The organism is Kushneria sp. AK178 (assembly GCF_053903105.1).
Genome location: NZ_CP096381.1, coordinates 1708616 through 1731016, shown reverse-complemented (window position 1 = coordinate 1731016; position 22401 = coordinate 1708616). Strand labels below are relative to the sequence as shown.

The 22401-nt window shown below is 62.8% G+C and carries 21 protein-coding genes; 3 read left to right on the top strand and 18 right to left on the bottom strand.

Features of this window, described 5'->3' with window-relative positions; all coding sequences use genetic code 11:
* Nucleotides 1-2: 2 nt before the first annotated feature.
* The 8 genes from era to rpoE all read right to left on the bottom strand — a co-directional run bounded on the left by era (nucleotide 3) and on the right by rpoE (nucleotide 8749).
* A complete protein-coding gene (gene era, locus M1D97_RS07755) occupies nucleotides 3-941 on the bottom strand; it encodes a GTPase Era (protein ID WP_456270154.1) in 939 nt (312 codons plus the stop codon).
* 75 nt (nucleotides 942-1016) lie between these two features.
* Entirely contained in the window at nucleotides 1017-1700 is a 684-nt protein-coding gene (gene rnc, locus M1D97_RS07750) for a ribonuclease III (protein ID WP_456270153.1), read from the bottom strand.
* Between the two features lie 118 nt (nucleotides 1701-1818).
* Nucleotides 1819-2619: a signal peptidase I gene (gene lepB / locus M1D97_RS07745; protein ID WP_456270152.1), complete on the bottom strand. Its 801-nt coding sequence runs from the start codon at nucleotides 2617-2619 to the stop codon at nucleotides 1819-1821.
* A 41-nt stretch (nucleotides 2620-2660) separates the two neighbouring features.
* Nucleotides 2661-4478 (bottom strand): translation elongation factor 4, encoded by a 1818-nt coding sequence (gene lepA, locus M1D97_RS07740; protein WP_456270151.1) that lies wholly within the window; start codon nucleotides 4476-4478, stop codon nucleotides 2661-2663.
* Nucleotides 4479-4683: 205 nt separating this feature from the next.
* A complete protein-coding gene (locus tag M1D97_RS07735; protein ID WP_456270192.1) occupies nucleotides 4684-6093 on the bottom strand; it encodes a DegQ family serine endoprotease in 1410 nt (469 codons plus the stop codon).
* A 183-nt stretch (nucleotides 6094-6276) separates the two neighbouring features.
* Complete coding sequence (locus tag M1D97_RS07730) at nucleotides 6277-7308, bottom strand: MucB/RseB C-terminal domain-containing protein (RefSeq protein WP_456270150.1); 1032 nt, start codon at nucleotides 7306-7308, stop codon at nucleotides 6277-6279.
* Between the two features lie 16 nt (nucleotides 7309-7324).
* Nucleotides 7325-8008, bottom strand: coding sequence for a sigma-E factor negative regulatory protein (locus M1D97_RS07725; RefSeq protein ID WP_456270149.1), 684 nt, complete (start codon nucleotides 8006-8008; stop codon nucleotides 7325-7327).
* Nucleotides 8009-8140: 132 nt separating this feature from the next.
* Nucleotides 8141-8749, bottom strand: a complete 609-nt coding sequence (gene rpoE, locus M1D97_RS07720) for an RNA polymerase sigma factor RpoE (protein WP_456270148.1) — start codon at nucleotides 8747-8749, stop codon at nucleotides 8141-8143.
* 312 nt (nucleotides 8750-9061) lie between these two features.
* Between rpoE and M1D97_RS07715 the strand changes: the two genes are divergently transcribed.
* Nucleotides 9062-10135 (top strand): 3-deoxy-7-phosphoheptulonate synthase, encoded by a 1074-nt coding sequence (locus M1D97_RS07715; RefSeq protein ID WP_456270147.1) that lies wholly within the window; start codon nucleotides 9062-9064, stop codon nucleotides 10133-10135.
* Nucleotides 10136-10207: 72 nt separating this feature from the next.
* On the opposite strand, the gene dinG is transcribed toward M1D97_RS07715, so the two are convergent.
* Both dinG and M1D97_RS07705 read right to left on the bottom strand, forming a co-directional pair.
* Complete coding sequence (gene dinG / locus M1D97_RS07710) at nucleotides 10208-12355, bottom strand: ATP-dependent DNA helicase DinG (protein WP_456270146.1); 2148 nt, start codon at nucleotides 12353-12355, stop codon at nucleotides 10208-10210.
* Between the two features lie 32 nt (nucleotides 12356-12387).
* Nucleotides 12388-13746 carry a DEAD/DEAH box helicase gene (locus M1D97_RS07705; RefSeq protein WP_456270145.1) on the bottom strand — a complete coding sequence of 453 codons (1359 nt, stop codon included), beginning with the start codon at nucleotides 13744-13746 and terminating at the stop codon, nucleotides 12388-12390.
* Nucleotides 13747-13917: 171 nt separating this feature from the next.
* Between M1D97_RS07705 and M1D97_RS07700 the strand changes: the two genes are divergently transcribed.
* Both M1D97_RS07700 and xthA read left to right on the top strand, forming a co-directional pair.
* Nucleotides 13918-14172 (top strand): hypothetical protein, encoded by a 255-nt coding sequence (locus M1D97_RS07700; RefSeq protein WP_456270144.1) that lies wholly within the window; start codon nucleotides 13918-13920, stop codon nucleotides 14170-14172.
* 1 nt (nucleotide 14173) lies between these two features.
* Nucleotides 14174-14989 (top strand): exodeoxyribonuclease III, encoded by an 816-nt coding sequence (gene xthA, locus M1D97_RS07695; protein WP_456270143.1) that lies wholly within the window; start codon nucleotides 14174-14176, stop codon nucleotides 14987-14989.
* 82 nt (nucleotides 14990-15071) lie between these two features.
* Here the strand turns inward: xthA and M1D97_RS07690 are convergent, their stop codons facing one another.
* The 8 genes from M1D97_RS07690 to M1D97_RS07655 form a co-directional block, all read right to left on the bottom strand.
* Nucleotides 15072-16283, bottom strand: coding sequence for a hypothetical protein (locus M1D97_RS07690; protein ID WP_456270142.1), 1212 nt, complete (start codon nucleotides 16281-16283; stop codon nucleotides 15072-15074).
* 64 nt (nucleotides 16284-16347) lie between these two features.
* Nucleotides 16348-17136 carry a TonB family protein gene (locus M1D97_RS07685; RefSeq protein WP_456270141.1) on the bottom strand — a complete coding sequence of 263 codons (789 nt, stop codon included), beginning with the start codon at nucleotides 17134-17136 and terminating at the stop codon, nucleotides 16348-16350.
* Nucleotides 17136-17543, bottom strand: coding sequence for an ExbD/TolR family protein (locus M1D97_RS07680; RefSeq protein ID WP_456270140.1), 408 nt, complete (start codon nucleotides 17541-17543; stop codon nucleotides 17136-17138). The genes M1D97_RS07685 and M1D97_RS07680 overlap by 1 nt, the downstream gene beginning before the upstream one ends.
* Nucleotides 17536-18072: a MotA/TolQ/ExbB proton channel family protein gene (locus tag M1D97_RS07675; protein WP_456270139.1), complete on the bottom strand. Its 537-nt coding sequence runs from the start codon at nucleotides 18070-18072 to the stop codon at nucleotides 17536-17538. The genes M1D97_RS07680 and M1D97_RS07675 overlap by 8 nt, the downstream gene beginning before the upstream one ends.
* Nucleotides 18069-19466 carry a MotA/TolQ/ExbB proton channel family protein gene (locus M1D97_RS07670; protein WP_456270138.1) on the bottom strand — a complete coding sequence of 466 codons (1398 nt, stop codon included), beginning with the start codon at nucleotides 19464-19466 and terminating at the stop codon, nucleotides 18069-18071. The genes M1D97_RS07675 and M1D97_RS07670 overlap by 4 nt, the downstream gene beginning before the upstream one ends.
* Nucleotides 19463-20212: a DUF3450 domain-containing protein gene (locus M1D97_RS07665; RefSeq protein WP_456270137.1), complete on the bottom strand. Its 750-nt coding sequence runs from the start codon at nucleotides 20210-20212 to the stop codon at nucleotides 19463-19465. Before M1D97_RS07665 ends, M1D97_RS07670 begins: the two co-directional genes overlap by 4 nt.
* 270 nt (nucleotides 20213-20482) lie before the next feature.
* On the bottom strand, nucleotides 20483-21418 hold the full coding sequence (locus M1D97_RS07660) for an electron transfer flavoprotein subunit alpha/FixB family protein (RefSeq protein WP_456270136.1): 936 nt from the start codon (nucleotides 21416-21418) through the stop codon (nucleotides 20483-20485).
* Nucleotides 21418-22167 carry an electron transfer flavoprotein subunit beta/FixA family protein gene (locus M1D97_RS07655; protein WP_456270135.1) on the bottom strand — a complete coding sequence of 250 codons (750 nt, stop codon included), beginning with the start codon at nucleotides 22165-22167 and terminating at the stop codon, nucleotides 21418-21420. The genes M1D97_RS07660 and M1D97_RS07655 overlap by 1 nt, the downstream gene beginning before the upstream one ends.
* Nucleotides 22168-22401 lie beyond the last annotated feature (234 nt).

Here is a 22401-nt window from a genome sequence, read left to right as displayed (position 1 = left end):
GATCAGTCCAGGTCGTAGCCAAGGCTTTTCAGCGCCCGCGCATCGTCAGACCAGTTGTGCTTGACCTTGACCCACAGCTTGAGCATGACCTTGCAGTCAAAGGCGCGCTCCATCTCCAGCCGCGCTTCCTGGCCGATCTTTTTGATGCGCTCGCCCCCCTCGCCGATCAGAATCTTTTTCTGACCTTCACGCTCGACCAGCATCAGGGCATGAATGTGGATGATGTGGCCTTCATCGCGGAACTGCTCGATCTCCACCGTCATCTGATAGGGCAGCTCATCGCCGAGCTGACGCATGACCTTTTCACGCACCAGCTCGGCGGCCAGAAAGCGCTGACTGCGATCGGTAATCTGATCTTCCGGGAAGAAATGCACGTTCTGCGGCAGATGTTTGGCCACTTCCGCCTCAAGCGCGTCAACGCTGGTGCCATGGCGCGCCGAGATCGGCACGATGGCGGCAAAGGTGCGGCGCTTTTCAAGCTCGGCAAGCCACGGCAGAAGCCTGGAGCGGTCCTCGATCCAGTCCACCTTGTTAACGGCCACGATCACCGGCGCCTGCACGCTGGCAAGCTTTTCGAGGACGATATCGTCTTCCCTGGTCCACTTCGTGCGATCCACGATAAAGACCACGCAGTCAATATCACGCAGCGCCTGGGTGGCGGCCTGATTCATGAAGGCGTTGATGGCCCGATTGCGATCCTTTTGCATGAGGTGAATACCGGGCGTATCCACATAGATGGTCTGCGTATCGGCGTCGGTCTTGACGCCCATGACCTGATGCCGGGTCGTCTGGGGACGCCGGGAGGTAATGGAGATCTTTTGACCCAGAATGCGGTTCATCAGGGTCGATTTGCCCACGTTGGGGCGGCCGACAATGGCCACAAATCCACAGCGCGTGGGCGCACCGGATTCGGGCGTGTCGTCCGTGGTGATATCGTTCATGAAATGCTCCACGTTAACGTGTGTCCGGTGTTGCAAAGGTGAGACATGCCGCAGCGCTCAGGCAACGATTCCCGATCATCGACGTATCGCGTCGATTTGCTTCAGCGCCTTTTCGGCGGCCTGCTGTTCGGCGTGACGTCGGCTGGCGCCGGCGCCGGTGGTCGGAGCATCAAGCACTTCCACATGACAGCTGACCGTGAACTGCTGGGCGTGCGCCTCCCCTTCAATATTGAGCACCTCATAGCGCGGCAGCGGAATCTGGCGTGACTGCAGAAACTCCTGCAGGCGCGTCTTGGGGTCCTTTTGCGTATCCTCGAGATTGAGTGCTTCGAGGCGCTTGTCATACCAGGCCAGCACACAGCGTCGGGCGGCACTCATGTCGCTATCAAGATAGATCGCGCCGATGATGGCCTCTACGGCATCGGCGAGAATGGAATCACGGCGATGGCCGCCGCTTTTCATCTCCCCCGAGCCCAGCCGCAGGAACTGCCCCAGTTCAAATTCGCGCGCCAGCTCGGCCAGCGTCTCGCCCTTGACCAGACGCGCCCTGAGCCTTGAGAGCTGACCTTCGCGGGCCTGAGGAAAGCGTTCATAGAGCGCCTCGCCGACGACGAAATTGACGATGGAATCGCCCAGAAACTCGAGTCGCTCATTGTTGGCCCCGCCATAGCTGCGATGGGTCAGGGCCAGTTCAAGCCGGCTCTTGTCGTCAAAACGATAGCCGATACGATCGCTGAGGGTATTGAGGGAGCTGCTCACGAGATAGTCGCTTTGTTCAATGAAACAGGCACAAATGATAACAGAAGCTGTCCTTCGACAGCTTCTGTCAGTCGGGATTTTCCATCAGGATATTCTGACAGAAAAGGCGTGAAGACACTCAGTGCAGCAGTCTTGCCTTCGTGAAGTCCGGCAGGCCGCTGTCCCAGTGCATCCAGACGCCAAAGGCGCGTCCCACGATGTTCTCTTCCGGTACGAAGCCCCAGTAGCGGCTGTCGTTGGAGTCGTCGCGGTTGTCCCCCATCATGAAGTAGTGACCGGGCGGGACGGTCACTTCATTCATCTGCGGGCCGGGCGCATTCGGATTGTTGAAGATATGGTGCTCGACGCCCCTGAAGGACTCCCGGTAGAGCGTCTGGGCATTATTGATGCCGCTGCTGTCATCCAGCAGTTCCTTTGACACCGGCTGCCCGTTGATATAGAGCTGCTTGTCCTGATAGCGGATGCGATCCCCCGGCACCCCGATGACGCGCTTGATGTAATTGACCGAGGTATCGCCGGGAAAGCGAAACACCATGATATCGCCACGCTCGGGCTCGCCGATATCCAGGATCTTCGTATTGATCACGGGCAGGCGCAGTCCGTAGGAGAACTTGCTGACGGCGATGAAATCACCGACGTCCAGCGTGGGCTCCATGGAGCGTGACGGAATCTGGAAGGGCTCAATGATAAAGGAGCGCAGCACCAGCACGACCAGCAGCACCGGGAAGAAGGCCCTGGAGTAGTCCACATACCAGGGTTCTTTGGGCGCCCCGGGTGCTGCCGTGTCATGTGTCACTTCTCCAGGCGGACGACTCTCTCCTGACGAGGCGTGGCGCCTGCGGCGCAGTACGGTAATATCCAGCAGCCAGATTGCCCCTGTTACCAGAACGGCCACCACCAGCAGAAGTGAAAAATCCATTACGTGCTTTCCCGACTCACGGGAGCGCAGCCGGGCTGCGCTCAATCATTGACTTTCAGTACGGCCAGGAAGGCATCCTGAGGGATTTCCACCTTGCCGACCTGCTTCATGCGCTTTTTGCCCTGCTTTTGCTTGTCCAGCAGCTTGCGCTTTCTCGACGCGTCACCGCCATAGCACTTGGCCGTAACGTTCTTGCGCAGGGCCTTGACGGTCGAGCGTGCCACAACGTGGCCACCGAGAGCGGCCTGGATGGCCACATCAAACATCTGGCGCGGAATCATCTCCTGCATGCGCTCGACCAGCGCACGGCCACGCTGATGGGACTGGTCACGATGAACGATGGTGGCCAGCGCATCGACCCGATCGCCGTTGATCAGGACATCAAGGCGGGCCAGGCGGGCGGATTCAAAGCGCTCGAAGCTGTAGTCAAGCGACGCATAGCCCTTGGAGATCGACTTCAAACGGTCGAAGAAATCCATCACCACTTCGCCCATCGGCAGCTCATAGACCAGCTGCATCTGGCTGCCCAGCACCTGCATGTCGAGCTGCACACCGCGACGCACGACGCACTCATTGATGACGTTGCCGACATACTCCTGTGGTACCAGGATATTGGCGCGCACGATGGGCTCGCGAATATCGTTGACCGATCCCATGTCCGGCAGCTTGGAAGGATTGGAGACGTACAGGACTTCCCCATCGTTCATTTCAAGCTCATAGATAACGGTCGGCGCCGTCGTCAGCAGGTCAAGACCATATTCACGCTCGAGGCGCTCCTGGATGATCTCCATGTGCAGGGTGCCGAGAAAACCGACGCGAAAACCAAAGCCCAGCGCGTCCGAGTTTTCCGGGATGTAGTCCAGCGAGGCATCGTTGAGCGCCAGCTTCTCGAGCGCGTCGCGGAAATCCTCGTAGTCATCCGAACTGATCGGAAACATGCCGGCGTAGACCTGCGGCTTGACCTTTTGAAAGCCCGGCAGACGCTCGACCTGAGGGGTCTTTGCGTGGGTGATGGTATCGCCCACCGGCGCGCCCTGGATATCCTTGATCCCGGCGATGATAAAACCCACCTCACCGGCCCGCAGCATGCCGGTACTTTTCTGGCGTGGCGTAAAAATGCCGATATCGCTGACTTCCCACTCGCGACCGGTGGACTTCATCAGAATCCTGTCGCCCTTTTTGATGGTGCCGTCAAAAAGACGCACCAGCGACACCACGCCCTGGTAGTTATCGAACCAGGAGTCGATAATCAGCGCCTGTGACGGCTTGTCGACATCGCCTTTGGGCGGCGGAATAAAGCGGACCAGCTCTTCCAGCAGCGCTTCCATGCCAAGGCCCGTCTTGGCCGATACCTGCGGCGCGTTATCGGCCTCAAGCCCGATGATCTCCTCGATTTCGTGGCTGACCTTCGCCGGGTCGGCCTGAGGCAGGTCCATCTTGTTGAGCACCGGCAGCACTTCAAGACCCTGGTCGATGGCGGTATAGCAGTTGGCTACCGACTGTGCCTCGACCCCCTGACCGGCATCCACCACCAGCAGCGCCCCTTCACAGGCGTAGAGCGAGCGCGACACCTCATAGGAGAAATCGACATGGCCGGGCGTGTCGATGAAGTTGAGCTGATAGAGCTCGCCATCCGGGGCGCGATAATCGAGCGTGACCGACTGTGCCTTGATGGTGATACCACGCTCGCGCTCGAGGTCCATCGAGTCGAGCACCTGCTCCTTGAGCTCACGTTCGGTCAGACCACCACAGATCTGGATGATGCGATCCGCCAGCGTCGACTTGCCGTGGTCGATGTGGGCAATGATCGAGAAGTTACGGATGTTTTTCAGCGTTCCGTTGCTTGCGTCATTCGTCATTCGAGGTGATCACCTGTTAAAGCGCCGTGAGCCATGGCACCGCTGTACGATCGGCGCTGACCATGGCTGAAAATGGGCGCATTGTAGCGTGTTGACGAATCAGGTGATAGGCAACCACTCCGCGATGGCGCTGCAACCGCTGACGCCGGGCGGCGCAACCGCAAGGACAGGGGCCCTGTACGGGCCCCTTGATCGGCCGATGCGATCAGCGCGCACCCGGCCGCAGCGGCACAAACAGCGTGGCGCCATCGCGGCTGATCCGCATGGGAACCGCCTTGTTCTCATCCAGCTGGTCAACCAGCCGACGCAGCGTATTGACGGAATCCACCGACTCTCCCGCCAGCTCGACGACCACATCGCCCGGCTGCAGACCGGCACGGGCCGCGGCGCTGTCCGGCGCCACCTGCTGTACCAGCACCCCGGCCTCGATGCCCAGCTGCTGGCGCTGCTCGGCGCTCAGCGCCGATACCGCCAGTCCGAGGCTGTCACTGCCGGCGTCGGCAACGTCACTGGAGGCACCCTCGCTGTCGGGCCACTGTCCCACTGTCACATCAATGGTCTGCTCACGACCGTCACGCTGAACGCGCAGATCAATGCTGTCACCGGGCGAGACGCGCCCGATCAGGCGCGGCAGCGCATCAGAGGTATCGATATCGCTGTCGCCGGCGCGAAGGATGATGTCACCGGAACGAAGGCCCGATGTCGCCGCCGGGCTATCCGGTGCCACATCGGCGATCAGCGCGCCGCGAGCGCGATCCAGACCGAAGGAGTCGGCCAGATCATCGGAGACGGGCTGAATGACCACGCCCAGCCAGCCGCGATCGACGCGTCCGTTATCCTTGAGCTGATCGGCGATGTCCATGGCCACATTGATGGGGATGGCAAACGACACGCCCATGAAGCCGCCGCTGCGCGTAAATATCTGCGAATTGATGCCGATCACCTCGCCATCCAGATTGAACAGCGGTCCACCGGAGTTGCCGGGATTGATGGCCACATCGGTCTGAATGAAGGGCACATAGCTGTCGGTCGGCAGCGTGCGGTTGATGGCACTGACGATACCGGCCGTCACCGAGTGATCAAAGCCGAAGGGCGAACCGATGGCCGCCACCCATTCGCCGGTTTCGAGGCCGTCGGAATCGCCCATCCTGAGCGTGGGCAGATCATCGGCGTCCACCTTGATCAGGGCAATATCCGTTTTCTGATCCTGACCGATAACGTCGGCCGTCAATTCGCGGCGATCGTTGAGCCTGACAGTGACAGTATCGGCACCATCGATCACATGGGCGTTGGTCAGGATGTAGCCATCCTCGCTGATGATGAATCCCGACCCCAGCGAGCTCAGCGTTCTGCTACCGCCCCGGTCAGGCAGACCGCCAAATCCGGGCGGCAGCTGATCACCGAAGAAGTGGCGAAAGATATCCGGCAGCTGCTGATCGGGGCCCATCATGCCGGAGCGGGTGGCGGCTTCCCGGGTGGTCGAGATATTCACAACGGCGGGGGCGGCGTTTTTGACCAGAGCCGTAAAGTCGGGAAGGCCATTTTTCTGCTCAACGGCCCTGACCGGCAATGATAGAACCATTAGCGCTGTCATCATCAACAGCATCAGGCTCATGGCCTGCCATCGACGGGTGCGGTATCGGCTGACGAAAGTATCAGTGAAAGAGAGATCGGCCATCTTGGAACTCCGGATACTCTTATGGGCTATGGCGGTAGCGGATACGGTGACCAGCTCAGGACCGCTAATGTCCTGTCCTGTCGTTCTTGTAGACCCTTGAGCATCGATCAAGTTCTCGACTCAGGGAGCGTTCGACGTGTCGTGATGCTCATTGCCTTGTTGATCGGTGCTCTCCTGCAGATGTACCCGAGAGACCACCCGGGTCAGCACGTCAGCCGGCAGAGCGCCCACGGCAATGATCTGCCAGGTGCTGCCATCATGCTGGACGTGACGCGCTGCGGCCCGAAAGTTCCCCAGCTGATGGACTCCTTCACGCAGCGCCGTTCCCTCATCGACCGGGCCGGCAAAGAGGCTCATGGCCGCCAGACCATCACTGTAGATTTCGCGCTGCAGACTGGCACCATTGAGGGTGACCTCCAGCGCTGCCGGCTGGCGGTAGAACCCCGGCGGCAGCCATTCGGCCTGCCAGGAGGTCTCGGGGATCGCATCGCTGTCCGGCTCCTCGAGATAGAGGGTCTCGCCGGAGCGCACCAGGGAATCGATACGCACGATCTGTACGGTATCAACGGCATGCCCCTGAGCGTTCAACAGCTGCTGTCGAAGCGGCAGGCCGCTGGCGACATCCAGCCACAGCCGATGCGGAAACCGCTGATCATCGCGCGGGGTAATATCGAGCACGACCGCCTTGCGACCCGCCACGACATCACGCGCGATCAGGCTGAAATCGTAGTGATCCTGAAGCTGTTCGACCGTGTCATCGATGGACGCCAGGCGGGGTGAGCTGCCCGAACGCCCTGTCCACCAGAGCCCCGGAGGATGCCCGTTGTGCTCGATGGTCTCGGCGGGGCCATCCAGAAACTGAATGCGTTCCTGCTCCTGGCCGTTATCAATACGATGTTCAAACAAAAAGGTACGCAGCGAGCCCATGCCCAGCCGCAGGGCCACCGCCTGAAAGGCATGGCAGCGCTCCGCCATCAGGCTGCGTCGGAACCACTGCTCGCCCTCGTCCCCCGTCGCTTGATCCATCTGACTGCAGGCAATCTGCGCCCTGCCATCGGTGCGTGAATCGCCGGTGTCGGTCTGGGCAGCCACGGCCGCCATGGGCGAAAACAGCACAGCGCCCATCAGGGAAGCACAAAACCACTGTCGCATTGCGTAAAGACCCGCCTTACTCGCCGCTGGCAGGTGCCAGCCCCTGCATGTTCGCCATCCAGACATTGCTGCGATAGCCTGCCTGTTCGACATGGCGATCCAGATAATCCTGAAGCACTTCGACCTGCTGACGGTCATTGCGCGCGGCATCCTCTTCCCCCGGGGCCATGAACCACGAGGTCTGTGCACCAATGGGCATCACGCTGCCGCTCTCGTCGCCACCGGTGCCACGGAAGGCGGCCAGGGATGCCGTGGCACCTTCATTGCCGGTCACGACTCCGCCGTTAATGGTCGCATCGCGGGATGCCAGGCTGGTGCCGGCGCCGCCCGGCACACTGTCGGCGCCGGTATTGGCCCGATAGACCTGCACCCCGGTCATGACCATCAGACTGACGGCCGCCGCGATGGCGGCACTGCCCATGAAGGAAAACGGGACCGTGCGCCGGTGTGTTTCCGGCGGTTCGACCCCGTCTTCCATGGTCTCCTGCTCGAGTCGCGCCCGAATGGAAGCAGACAGATCGGTCGATACATCGACTGCGCTGTCACGCTGCATGATGCTGCGCATGAGATGGTAGCGACGCCAGGTATCGGCCTCTTCACCGGCATCTTCGGACAGCGACTTCAGTACACGTCGAGTCTCGAACTCGCTGCACTCGCCATCCATCAATGCCGAAAGGGATTCCCGTACTTTCTGATTCATACCCAGACACCCTCAAACCCGTCGTGACGCATTGTCACGCTATGGTAGACAGTCCAAAACCGATTAAGTTTTACCCATGACTCACTGATCACCGTCGGCACTCCTTCTCATGGGTAACTCCCGTGTTCAAAGTCATTGCTCATGCACCATGTCATCCTGCTGCTCCGGATGAAGCAGTGGCCGGATCCGATTATCCACTGCCTCTCTCGCCCGAAAGATGCGCGAGCGCACGGTGCCGACCGGACACTGCATGATGCTGGCAATATCCTCATAGGAGAGTCCATCAAACTCTCGAAGTGTGATGGCCGTGCGCAGATCCTCGGGCAGGTTTTCGATGGCCTCGAATACCGCCTTTTCGAGCTGATCACGTGCAATGGCCGACTCCGGCGTATCGATGTCCGCCAGCCGACCGCTTTGATCCAGCACTTCTGCATCAGAGATATCCATGTCGCTGTTGGGCGGACGACGCCCGCGAGCGACCAGATGGTTTTTCGCCGTATTGATCGCGATGCGATACATCCAGGTATAAAAGGCACTTTCATTGCGAAAGCGCCCCAGCGCGCGATAGGCCTTGATGAAGGCCTCCTGCGCCACGTCATGCACTTCTGCCTGGTCGTGCACGTAGCGACCCACAAGGCCGATGACCTTGTGTTGATACTTGCGTATCAAAAGATCGAAGGCCTGGTTGTCTCCCTTTTGCGCCCGTTCGACCAGCTGATGATCCGTTTCCTTCAACCCCATTCGCGATCCCCCGCAACGACAGGGTTCAAACCTTTCGAACCTGTCTTTCCAGGCCCTTCAGGAAAGTAACAAACAATTGAAATCATGGTGATAACCTGAAAGCTCCGGGCCTTGATTCATGGCGTTAGTGTTCCCCTTTATCGACGCCTCATCAAGTCGATATCCTGTCCAACGGACACGAGCCTCCCGAAGACTGTAAAGTATTGAGACCACAAGAATGCAGCATGGTTCCATGGTAGTATTCGCTGCCAGCCGCGTATCATGCAGATCCCCTTTCATTTCGATTTTCAAGCACTGCCGGATAGCACGCTCATGTCACAGCAACAGGTCAACAATCTCAACGTCCTCTCCCAGGACGTGCTTATCACGCCCGAGGCCCTCAAGCGCGAGATTCCCCTTTCGCAGGAGGCCGAAAGCACCGTTATCGAAAGCCGCCGCACGATCGAGCGCATCCTGAGCGGTGACGACCCGCGCCTGCTGGTCGTCATCGGCCCCTGCTCCATTCATGACACCGAGGCCGCCAGGGATTATGCCCGGCGTCTGAAGGCCCTGTCGGAGCGCGTCAGTGACTCGCTGTTCATCGTCATGCGGGTCTACTTCGAGAAGCCCCGTACCACGACCGGCTGGAAGGGGCTGATCAACGACCCCCATCTCAATGACTCCTTTGACATTGAAAAGGGGCTGCATATTGCGCGCGGCCTGCTGGTGGAGCTGTGCGAGATGGGGCTGCCGCTGGCGACCGAGGCGCTTGATCCGATCTCGCCCCAGTATCTGCAGGACTGCATCAGCTGGTCCGCCATCGGTGCCCGTACCACCGAATCGCAGACGCACCGCGAGATGGCCTCCGGCCTGTCCGGCCCGGTCGGCTTCAAAAACGGCACCGATGGCAGCCTGGACGTGGCGATCAACGCGCTTCGCTCGGTAGCGTCACCGCACAACTTTCTCGGCATCGATCAGAAGGGGCAGGTCGCCGTCATTCGCACCCGCGGCAACGCCAATGCCCATGTCGTCCTGCGCGGCGGCAACGGCAAGCCCAACTACGACAGCGTCAGCGTCGCGCTGGCCGAGAAGGAGCTGGAAAAGGCAGGGCTCAAGACCAACATCATGGTGGACTGCTCCCACGCCAACTCCAACAAGGATCCGGATCTGCAGCCGCTGGTGGTGGACAACATCGTCCAGCAGATTCTGGAAGGCGACACGTCCATCATGGGACTGATGATCGAGTCCCACATCCATCGGGGCGCGCAGAAACTGACCAGCGACCCGTCGCAGCTTGAATATGGCGTCTCAATCACCGACGCCTGCATCGGCTGGGACACCAGCGAGCAGCTGCTGACGGACGTCAACGACAAGCTGAGTGAGGCGCTCAAGGCGCGACAGCGCTGAGGGACCTGTCCGGACTCGATGCGCTATCAAAAAAACCCGGCCATGGCCGGGTTTTTCATGTACAGCGTGGTGTCAGGAAGCAAGCGTTGCGGGGGCACCCTCGCCCTCGATCTCGCGATGAAACGGCGGCAGCGAATCCAGCAGCGCCCGACCGTAGCGTCGCGTCAGCACGCGCCGGTCCAGCAGCGTGATACGCCCGCTGTCGACCTCCTTGCGAATCAGTCGACCGCAGGCCTGTACCAGCTTGATCGACGCATCGGGCACCGAAATCCGCATGAAGGGATTGCCCCCCTGTGACTCGATCCACTCTGCCATCGTGGCTCCTACCGGATCATCGGGCACGGCAAAGGGCAGACGCGTGATCACGACGTGGGTCAGATAATCCCCCGGCAGATCGATCCCCTCGGCAAAACTGGCCAGCCCCAGAATGATACTGCCGCGTCCATCATCGATCTGCTGTCGATGGCGCTCGATCAGTTCGCGTCGCGGCATGTCATCCTGAGAGAGCGTGCGGGCGGCCGTAGCCGCTTCGAGCCTGGCCGTGACCGCCCGGAGCTGCTTGCGCGATGAAAAGAGCACCAGCGCCGCCTCATCCGACCCGAGCTGTTCGATAAATTCGACGATGGCGCTCTCGTGCGCGTCCCGATCGCCGGGATCAACCGCCGCACGCGGCACCGACAGTACCGCACGCGAGTAGTCGAACGGGCTGGGCAGACTCTGATAGCGGTAGCGATTGGCAAGCCCGGCGCGCTCCTGCAGGCGATCGAAGCGCCCCAGCGCCGTCAGGGTGGCCGACGTCAGCACCGCCCCGTGACAGCTGCCCCACAGATAGCGGGCCAGTGTGTCGGCCGCGCTGACAGGACTTGCCGAGAACGTCAGCTCCGCCTCGCCCGAGCGCTGCTCGAACGTCAGCCAGCGCGCCCGGGGCGGCGCCTCTTCGCCATCGTCGGCGCCGAACGCCTCCCAGAGCGCATGCGCCTCAAGCGCCCGGCCGTGCACGAGTGCGATCAGCGGCAGCCACGCCTCGGCCTGCTCACGGGCCAGCCCGGTCGACTTGTCCGGATCAAGACTCTCGCGCAGGATATCGCTGATGGTTTCCAGATGGCGCGACAGCTCGGCAAAGGGCGTGACAAGCTGCTGCGCCAGATCGCGGAAGGCGGCCGGCAGCTTCCCCATGGGGAAGCGGTAATTCAGCCGCTCGTTATCCTCCGGCGTGCGTTCGGCCAGCGGCTGCGCCAGCCGAAAGGCTTCTCCCAGCCGGGGCTCGATATCCGCCAGCAGCTCCGGGAACTGCCTCAGCAGCCGGGCAATCGTGTGCTGCGCGCCCAGCCCGGTATTGAGATCGGTCAGTGACTTCTTGAGCTGGCCGAGCCAGCGCATGGCGGCATTGACGCCCTGGCGATGGTAAAAGTGCTCCAGCGCCTTGTCCGGCAGATGATGCGCCTCGTCAAAGACGTAGATCGTCTCCTTCGGCTCGGGCAGCACAACGCCGCCGCCCAGCGACAGATCCGCCAGCACCAGGTCGTGGTTGGCCACGATGACATCGGCCTCGTCCATGCCGCGCCGGGCACGAAAGAAGGCGCAGGCGCCGAAATGCCCGCAGCGCCGATTGGTACACTGACGATGATCGACCGTCAGGCGACGCCACTGCGGATCGGCAATGGTCTGTGGCCAGCTGTCCCGATCGCCCTGCCACTCGCCGCTGCCGTAGGCCTCGGCCAGCTCCCGGGCCAGTTCGCCGATGTCTTCCTGACTGCTGACCAGACTCTGCTCGAACAGCGACATGGTCGGGTTCTCTTCCACCCCGTCCATCAGCTGATCAAGCTTTGCCACGCAGACATAGCGCCCGCGCCCCTTGGCCAGCGCGTACTCGAAATCGAGCCCGCTGCTGGCCTTGAGCATCGGCAGATCCTGATGCAGCACCTGCTCCTGCAGGGCGACGGTGGCCGTCGAAATGACCAGGCGCTTGCCGCGGGCCTTCGCGATCGGCAGCGCCGAGAGCAGATAGGCCAGTGTCTTGCCGGTACCGGTGCCGGCTTCCAGCACGCAGACGTGCTCCTGACTGACGCGCTTGCCCTGCTCGTCGCTTTTGATATCGCCAAGCGTCCGGGCAATCTCGGCCATCATCAGACGCTGGCCATAGCGGGGCCTGAGCGAGCGCGCTTCGATCACGCGTCGATAGGCCGCCTGGATATCGCTTTTAAGCGCGTCGTCGAGCACAGTACCTCTCCGCCTTCGGGTAGCCGCCGCAATCAGTCATCGCTGAGAAGATTGGCCGGCGGCTGCTGACAGGGCAGTCGATCCTTGATGTAAGCCTCGATTTCCGGCAGTGCGTAGCCGTCTTCCTCGCCCACAAGGCTGATCGAGGTGCCCTGCGCGCCCGCCCGGCCGGTTCGACCGATACGATGCACGTAATCTTCCGGATCCTCGGGCAGCGTGTAGTTCACCACGTGGCTGATGTCGTTGATGTGGATGCCGCGACCGGCCACGTCGGTGGCCACCAGCACGGCGACCTTGCCTTCACGAAAGCGCTCGAGCGTGGTAACGCGGGTTTTCTGCGGCACATCCCCCGAGAGCATGGCAACATTGATGCCCGCCTTGCGCAGGCGCTCATCCAGCTTGCGCACCAGATCGCGCCGGTTGGCAAAGACCATGACCCGCTCGAGCTTCTCGCGCTCGATCAGACGCCGGAGAATGGTGAACTTCTCGGCATCGCTGACGAGATAGACCCGCTGGTCGATGTTGGATGCGGCGCTGGTATCGACCTCGATCTCGACGTGGGCCGGCTCATGCGTCCACTGGCTGGCCAGGTTGAGAATGTCCTGGGTAAAGGTTGCCGAGAACAGAAAGGTCTGACGCTCGGTGCTTTTCGGCGTGGCACGAATGATGCGCTTGACGTCCGGAATAAAGCCCATCGACAGCATGCGATCGGCCTCGTCCAGCACCAGCACCTCGACCTGGGAGAGATCGGCATCGCGCTTTTGATGAAAATCGAGCAGGCGCCCGGGCGTGGCCACCAGAATGTCCAGCGGCTTTTCGAGCTTCTGACGCTGCTTCTGATAGTCCATGCCGCCGACCGCGCTGGCCACCCGCAGCGAGGTGTGGGTCATCAGCGCCTTCGCATCCTTTTCGATCTGCATCGCCAGTTCCCGCGTCGGCGCGATGATCAGTGCCCGGGGCGCGCCCGGCTTCTGCCCGGCCGGCGCCGGCTCTTCGAGGAAGTAGGCCAGAATCGAGATCAGAAAGGCTGCCGTCTTGCCGGTGCCCGTCTGCGCCTTGCCGACCACGTCGCCCCCGAGCAGGGTGTGGCGCAGCGCTTCCGCCTGGATCGGGGTGCAGTAGTGAAAGCCCTGCTCGGCGATGGCCTGCATCAGGGGCAGCGGCAGATTGAAATCCTGAAAGCGCCACTTGCCGGCCACGGCGGGCACTTCCGGCAGGGCAGCCGCGGCGTCGCCGCCCGCTGCCTGATGGCCCTGCGGGCTGCCGGTCCGGGCATTGTTGCGCGACTGGCTTCGACGGGGCTTGCGACGGCGGCGCTTGGGCCGACGATTGGCATTGGTGGGCGCCTCCGCCGACGTCTGTGCCGGCTGAGAGTTTTCCGACTCACTCATATGCTGCGATCACTTTGGATTGAGATGAATAGACTAGACAACGCGTCATTGTATCAGCACCGCTGACTCAGTTGTGCATCAACCGTGTCCGATACAAGCCAGCGCGCGCGCAAATTGTTAAACTGCATGACACTGCAGCACACTGCTTCAGGCGAGACACGAGAGGTTCCCATGACCCGTCGCAAGAAGACGCGCTCGCTGGCCGACAAGGTGACGATCCGTACCGGCAAGCGCAAGGATTATCGCCGCTGGCGACATGACAATCCCGATGAAGTAACGTCCACACCGCGGTTTGCGGCCAAAAAGCGCGACCAGCGCAAGAGCCAGGCGGCCAGCAAGCTGGCGCGCCAGCGCCGGGAAGGGGTCACGCTACCGCTTCACCCGCAGGACGATAATGCCCCATCCGATTCATCACAAGACAGCTGACATGCGCCTGGTTTCATTCAATATCAACGGTATTCGTGCCCGCCAGCATCAGCTCGAAGCGCTGGTAGAGACCCATGCCCCCGATGTCATCGGGCTACAGGAAACCAAGGTTCAGGACAGCGAATTTCCCCTCGATGCCGTCTCAAACCTTGGCTACCACGTGCACTACCACGGCCAGAAGGGCCACTATGGCGTGGCGCTTCTGACAAGACAGGCACCAACGCACGTACAGCTGGGCTTTTCGGACGACAGCGACGATGCCCAGCGGCGCATGATCGCGGTGACGCTGACCACGCCCGCCGGAGAGTTGACCGTCTACAACGGCTACTTCCCGCAGGGCGAGAGCATTCACCATCCGACCAAGTTTCCCAACAAGCGCCATTTCTATGACCAGCTTTCGCGTCATCTCGAGCAGCAGCATCGGCCCGACGAGCTGATTGCGGTCATGGGCGATTTCAATATCTCGCCTGCCGACATCGATATCGGCATTGGCGAATCGGCGCGCAAGCGCTGGCTGCGCGAGGGCAAGACAAGCTTTCAGCCCGAAGAGCGCGGCTGGCTCGAGCGCCTGATCACCTGGGGATTCGAGGACAGCTATCGTCGCTGCTACCCGCAGCGCGACGACCTGTTCAGCTGGTTTGACTATCGCTCAAAGGGTTTCGAGCGCGACCCCCGACGCGGGCTTCGCATCGACTACATCCTGACCAGCACGGGCCTGTCGCCTCGCGTGCAGGATGCTGGTATCGACTACGATCTGCGCGCCATGACAAAACCGTCCGATCATGCACCGGTCTGGACCACCCTGTCCGTTGACTGATCTGACCGGTGTTGTGACAGGCAACGGCTGCTGAGCCGATGGCCCGCCCGGCGCGGGCCATCTCCCCGGCGGGCCACCGGGGCTACGACGATCGTTCGGGCTGCTTTCGATCATTATCGATCAGGGCCAGCCACTGATCCGCCTGTTCCGCACTGCCCTCAAACTGCCCGGCCCGTTGAAAGGCCTGCTGTGCCTGTTCCAGACGGCCCTGTTCATACATCGCAACCCCTTCCATCAGCAGCAGCTGTCCGGGATTGTCCCCACCCCTGGCGCGTGCCCTGGCAAAGCCCTGCTCTGCCTGTTCCCAGACACCCCAGCCATAGGCAAGATCGCCCAGCATGTACCAGTCATGGGCATCATCGGTGCGCTCGGCTACTGTCTGCCAGGCCTGCAGCGCCTGTTGATGATCACGCGTCTGCGCCCAGGCGCGAGCCAGCAGGCGACGATGGGCGTCACTGTCCTCGATGTCGCCGTTATCCAGTGCCTTCTGGAGTATTTCGGCCGCACGCGCCGGCGTACCGCCGGCCATGTGCAGTCTGACCCGGGTCAGCAGGGCCTGCTCGCCGGTCAGAATGCCCCGCCGCCAGCCGGCCTCCCATAGCGCAGCGGCTCGCCCCGGCTGATCGATACGCTGATAGAGGGCAGCGGCCTGCTGCCAGCGCGCCGGGTCGCTGTCGTCGCGGGCCAGCTGCGCCTCGACCACATCAGAGGCCTCGCTGAACTGGCCGGCCTGCTGATAGACGCTGGCGGCCAGCGCCAGCTGCTCGCTGTCCGGCGTCGTGTCACCCCGGCGGGCCAGCCTGACCCAGCGAAGGGCATTGTCCCACTGCTCGAGACGGGCATGAATGCGCGCCCCCAGCCAGAGATCATCGGGGGCCAGCGAGGCCTGCCCCTGCCAGCGATCAAAGAGTGCCGCCGCCTGCCCGAACTGCCCGGCCCGAACCCGAAGCCTTGCTTCCTGTTCAAGCCACTGCAGGCGCTGCGACAGCGGGGCCGTCTCGATGCTGCGCGCCTGATACAGCAGATCGGCGGCGCGACCGGGCTGATCCAGTCGCTGCGCGGCGCTGGCCGCCAGCTGCAGATAGAGCGCCCGGGCCCACTGATCGCCCTGACTGCTGCCGGCGCTTGAGGCCCGGGCACGCGCCGTATCCACGACCTGCTGGTAGTGGCCGGCGGAGAGCTCACGCTCCAGCCCCTGCAATCGATCGACGCTCTGCTGGGACAGCGCCGGGCCGGCGGCCGTGGCGCGCTGCTCCCCGCCCATCAGCATGACCAGTCCGACGCCCATCGCCATCAGCGCCTTCAGCGGCCCCCGGCGACGACGTCGATGCCCTGTTGGATAGTGGCAAAACATGGCATTACCTCAGCTTGAAGACCAGGCGCTGGCGCGTGCGGGCCGGCGCCTCCCGGGACGGGAACTGCCACTGCTCGATGGCCTCGCGGGCGGCGCTGTCGAATACGCCGCCGGGCTCCGATGCCGTGACCTGAATAGAGGAAGCATCAACGCTGCCATCGGTGTTGATCAAAAAGCTCATCTCGACGAAGCCCTCTTCACCGCGCCGTCTCGCCCGCATGGGGTATTCCGGCTGCACCCGGCTGGTGGGCTGTGCCTGAACCGTACCGCCGCCCTGTGCCGCGGGCGCGCCATCGGGCGTACCGCCGCTGCGTTCGGCCTGCTGCTCGCTTTGCTGCGTGCCCTGCGAGGCCGGCGTCGGCGTGGTCTGCTCCTGCGGCGGCGTGGGCGTCGGCTGCGGTGCCGGCTCGGGCTCGGGCTCCGGTTCGGGCGCCGGCTCGGGCCGCTCGACCTCCAGCGCCGGCAGGTTATCGTTCATCGCCACATCCGGTGGCCGGGGCTCGCTGACATCCTGCGTCTGCAGCGCGATATCGCTTTGCACATCCTCTGCCGGCTGGGGCGCCGGTGCCGGCCGCGCGGGGGCGGCCGGGGGTGGCGGCGGCGGTGCCGCGGCGGCAATCTCGTTGGCAGCTTCAGGCGCCTGAGCCGGTGCGGCCACGTCGTCGACGACCGACATGGTCACGGTTTCCCGAGGCGTTTCACGCGGCTCGGGAGGCGCGACCATCAGGGCCAGCCCCCAGAACAGCAGCAGTGCAAGGGCCAGCGCGCCCAGAAGCGCAAGCGCCTGACGCATCAGCTCTCTCCTTGCGAGGCCGCGACCGCCACGTTCTCGACACCTGCCTGACGGATACGGTCCATGGTCTGGATCAACAGTCCCGTCTGCGAGGCGCGATCGGCCTGAATGACGACGTTGCCATCGCTGCCGGAGAGCGCTTCGCGCACGCGATCACCCACGACGTCGCTGTCAACGGCCTGCCCGTCCACCCAGACGGCGCCTTCCGAGGTGATGGCCACCAGCACCTGCGTATCGTTGCGCTGGGTCGCTTCACTGGATTCGGGACGCTCGATCTCCACACCGCTTTCGCGCACGAAACTGGTGGTGACGATAAAAAAGATCAGCATGATAAAGACCACATCCAGCATCGGCGTCAGATCGACCCCGGTGGTCTCTTCCTCCATGCGGGCTCGCCGTCTACGCATGATCGATCTCCGTGGCTCGGGTCAGTCGATCGTGAAGATGCTGATCCTCACGCCGCACGATATGTTCAAACCGACTGGTAAACAAAATGCCCACCACGGCCACCGCCATGCCGGCCAGCGTGGGCAGCGTGGCCCGTGCCACGCCGTCCGACATGCTGCGCGCCTGACCCACACCGGTAATGGCCAGCGTGTCGAACACCTGGATCATGCCGGTCACGGTGCCGACCAGCCCCAGCAGCGGGCACAGCGCCACCAGCAGTTTCAGCCACGGCAGCGAGGCTCTCAGTGCACTGATCAGCTCGCCGCACCAGCACTCACGCAGCGTGCGCGCGCTCCAGCTGACGTGCTCGTGGCGGCTCTGCCACCGGGCGATCAGCGCCTGACGCTGGCGCCGATAACGCCACTGCCAGTAGATCAGCCGCTCCAGCGCCAGGGTGAACAGCACGACGGCGACCAGCGCGATAACCACCAGCACGGGCCCGCCGGCGCTGGCCAGCCGGCCGATGGGGTGCAGCAGTGCCTCGATCATGAGGCACTTCCATGCAGGCGGGTATCGGTGTCCAGCCCGGCCTGCTGCTCGTCCAGACGATCGGCCAGATGGGCGCTGGCCTGTCGCTCCAGCATGTTCATCAGGCTGCGGCTGCGGCTATTGAGCGCGGTATTGGCAAACAGCAGCGGAATGGCCACGATCAGGCCCAGCACAGTGGTCACCAACGCCTGACTGATACCGCCGGCCATCATTTTGGGATCGCCACTGCCAAACACCGTAATGGCCTGGAAGGTGCCGATCATGCCGGTGACCGTGCCCAGCAGCCCCATCAGGGGCGCGATGGCGGCAATTACCTTGACCACCGCCTGGCCCCGTTCGAGCCCGGGCTGCTCGGCCAGCAGCATTTCATCCATGCGCGCCTCGAGCACTTCCGGCTCGTGGTAGCGCTGCTGCTGCCCGAAGCGCTTGAGCACGCGGCCCAGCGGGTTGTCGTCGCGAAGATCCTCGAACCGGCGCGCCTGTTGACGCGTGCGCGCACTGACCAGCGCCAGCCACACGAACTGGGCCAGAGCAATCAAAAGGCCGATGGCGCCCAGCGCCAGCGTGATGTAGCCGATCACGCCGCCCTGAGCGATACGCTCGGTCAGCGTGGGCTGTTGTGCCAGCGCTTCCAGCACCTCGCCATCAGTGGGGTCCAGCGCCATGGTGTCGCCATTGCCGTTTGCCAGCGCCTCGAGCTCGCCGGCCACCCCGCCCGGCGTATGGGCCGCCACGGCCAGCGGCCGGTCGTCGGCCGGTGCGCGCAGCAGATCGCTCTCGCTGAAGGCGCTCATGCCGCCCAGGCGCATGACATCGCGCTCGGTGATATTGCCATCCTGCCCGGCCACGCTCAGCTGCAGATGCTCGGCCCGGGCACTGCGCGCGATCAGCTCGCTCATGGTGCGGGCATACTGCTCGAGGTCATCGGTGGCGGCGATGCTGTCCTCTTCCAGCGTCGGCAGATGGATATCGCTGCCCAGCATCAGCCAGCTGTTGTGCAGGTCATCGCGGGTCGCGTTGATCTCCTGACGCAGCCGGTCGAACATGGGCTGGAGATCCTCTCCTTCGGTGCTGCGGCGCTCGTTGATGTCGGCGATGGCCGCTTCCTGACGCTGGCGCGTGCTGTCGAGGCTGTCACGACGCTGCTGTGCCTGCTGCTGGCGCGCTTCGGCCTCTGCCACCGCCTGCTCGAGCTGCTCGCGATCATCCAGCAGGCTCTCCAGCCGCGACATGTCACGTTCGCGCGCCTGCGCCGAGTCCTTCTGGTAGTCCTGAACAATGTCGTCAAGCGACGGGGCCGATGGCTCGGCGGCAGACACCGGCAGCGCGGTCCCCATCACAAGGGCCAGCGTGACGCCCGCCAGCTGTCCGGCCATGTATTTTACCACGGTCATGATGATGTCCCCTGCGACGCGGATTCGGATGACGCCCTGTCCGGTTCGATGGACAGCGGCAGCGACAGCAGCTCCGGCGCGCGCTGATCGTTGGCGATGCGAATGCCGCGATTGACCATGGTGCGCTCGGCGCTGTCCAGGGGATGCCATTGACGATCACGGTGTTTCCAGACGCCACCCTGCTCGCCGTCCGGCGTGAGGTAGTAGTAACCGATGCGCCCCATGCGCAAAAACTGAACGTCGCGCTGCTGGTCCCCCTGGGTCAGCTGACCCCGCCAGCTGTCCATGCCGCGCCCGTAGTCAAGCTCGGTGTGCCAGACGGAGAGCAGCTGTTCCATGCGCTGTTCGGGGGGGATGGTGGGGTTCGAAATCGTTCGTTCGAGCCCCTCGAGACGCGCCATGCGCTCATCGTGTCGAAAGGGGATGTCGGCCTCGACCAGCGAACGCAGGCGATCCAGCATGTCATGCAGCGTGTCGGGCAGCGCCTCGCGGGTGTCGTCGAGCGTTTCAAGGGCATGCTGCTGCCGGTCGATCCGCGCCTGCTGTTCTTCCAGCGTCGAGGCGAGCTGATCGTTGTAGCGCTCGAGGCGCTGCGCCGATGAGCGGGCATCGCGCAGCCTTGTCAGAAGCGCGCGCGTGTCGTCATCGGCCTGGTCGATACGGTCCTGAATGGCCTGCTGCTGCTGCTGCTGCCGAGCGGTTTCATCACGCAGTGACGACGCCTCTGCCAGCGTCGGCAAGGCCATTATCGTCATCAGGGACAAGGCAGCGCCTCTCAGGCAACAATTACGACGTCGGGTCCTCACATGGTTCTCCAGGAAGAGGCGTACGATAAGGATGGGAGGCTATCCGGGCAGACAGTGCCGGATACTCGAGGCAACTTAATAGAAACAAGAACAATTATCAAATGATCATCACTAACATCGCCGCGGCAGCGCAGTGGTCATCCGCCTGCACCGGCCATCCATGAAAAAGCCGGCACGGGGCCGGCTCATGCCACTTCTTCAGACCGCGGATCAGAGCTTGCGTTCAAGCTCGGGCAGGGCCTGAAACAGATCGGCGACCAGACCGTAGTCGGCGACCTGAAAGATCGGCGCTTCTTCGTCGGAATTGATGGCCACGATCACCCTCGAGTCCTTCATGCCGGCCAGGTGCTGTACCGCACCGGAAATGCCGGCGGCAATATAGAGCTCCGGCGCCACCATCTTGCCGGTCTGGCCGACCTGCAGATCGTTGGGCACATAGCCGGCGTCCACGGCGGCACGCGAGGCCCCCACGGCAGCCCCCAGGCGATCGGCCACCCCTTCGATCAGGCGGAAGTTCTCGGCACTGCCCAGGCCTCGCCCGCCGGAAATGATCACGCGGGCACCGCCCAGTTCGGGCCGCTCGCCGCCGGCCAGCTGCTCTTCAACGAACGTGACCAGCCCCTGCTCACCGGTGCTGTCAGCGCTCGAGACGCCGGCCGCGCTCTGCTCGCCCACCGGCTCAAAGGCGGTCGGGCGAATGGTCAGTACCCGTTGGGCATCCAGACTGCGCACCGTGGCCAGCACGCTGCCGGCGTAGATGGGTCGCACAAAGGTGTCGCCGGATTCGATCGACACAACATCGGATATCTGCCCGACGCCCAGAAGTGCTGCAACCCGCGGCATGACATTGCGCCCGCTGGTGGTCGAGGCGCACAGAAGATGCGTGTAGGGCGCTGCCAGCGAGACGATCAGCTCGCTCATGTTCTCCGCCAGCATGTGATCGAAGGCGCTGTCTTCCACGCTGATGACGCTGCTGACTCCGCTCAGACGGGCGGCCTGCTGCGCGGCCTCACCCGCCTGGCTACCGGCCACCAGTACATCGATGCTGCCGTCCAGCCTGCCGGCGGCGTCCAGCACCCGGGCCGTGGCGCTGGAAAGATGGCCCTTTTCCTGCTCGGCGATGACCAGAATACGTGCGTCGCTCATCAGATCACCTTCGCTTCATTCTTGAGTCTGTCAATCAATTCATCCACGCTATCCACGCGCACCCCGGCCTGGCGCTCTCTCGGGATATCGACCCGAAGCAGTTCCTGGCGAGGCGTCACGTCGATGCCCAGCTCGCCTGTTTCCAGACTTTCGATGGGCCGTTTCTTGGCCTTCATGATGGCAGGCAGTTTGGCATAGCGCGGTTCATTGAGACGCAGATCCGTGGTGACCACCGCCGGCAGCGACATCGCCAGCGTCTCCAGCCCGCCATCGATTTCGCGAGTCACTTCCAGACGCTCACCGTCAATGGTGATGCTGGAGGCAAAAGTGGCCTGCGGCATTCTTGTCAGCGCCGCCAGCATGGGACCGGTCTGACTGCTGTCGCTGTCGATGGACTGCTTGCCCAGCAGCACCAGGCCGGGCGCTTCACGCTTGACCACTTCTGCCAGCACCCGGGCGGCACCTAGTGAGTCCACTGCCGTGTCGCTGCTCACGTGAATGGCGCGATCGGCCCCCAGGGCCATGGCCGTCCGGAGCTGCTCCTGCACGCTCTTATCGCCGATGGAGACGGCCACTACTTCATCGGCGATGCCCTGCTCCTTCAGGCGAACGGCTTCTTCGAGCGCAATTTCACAAAACGGGTTCATGGCCATTTTGGCGTGCGTCAGATCCACATCGCTGTGGTCCTCCCTGATGCGCACCCTGACGTTGTAATCGATCACGCGCTTGATGGCGACGAGTACTTTCATGCCTTCCTCGTGGTGTCGGATATCTCGAAATTCATCAGTGTTACCGCCCATTGGCGACAAACAAAACGCTCTGAAACGGTGGGTGCAAGACAACTGCCGGTCTACATGGGGATGTCGACGGTCCAGAACAATCGATCACCCCCGAAAAAAGCGTTCGGATTGGGCCGGAGCGCGACTTGATGCGATAATCAATCATCTTTGAGTCCCCCCGAAGCTGCCCCGAAAGCGGCTGAG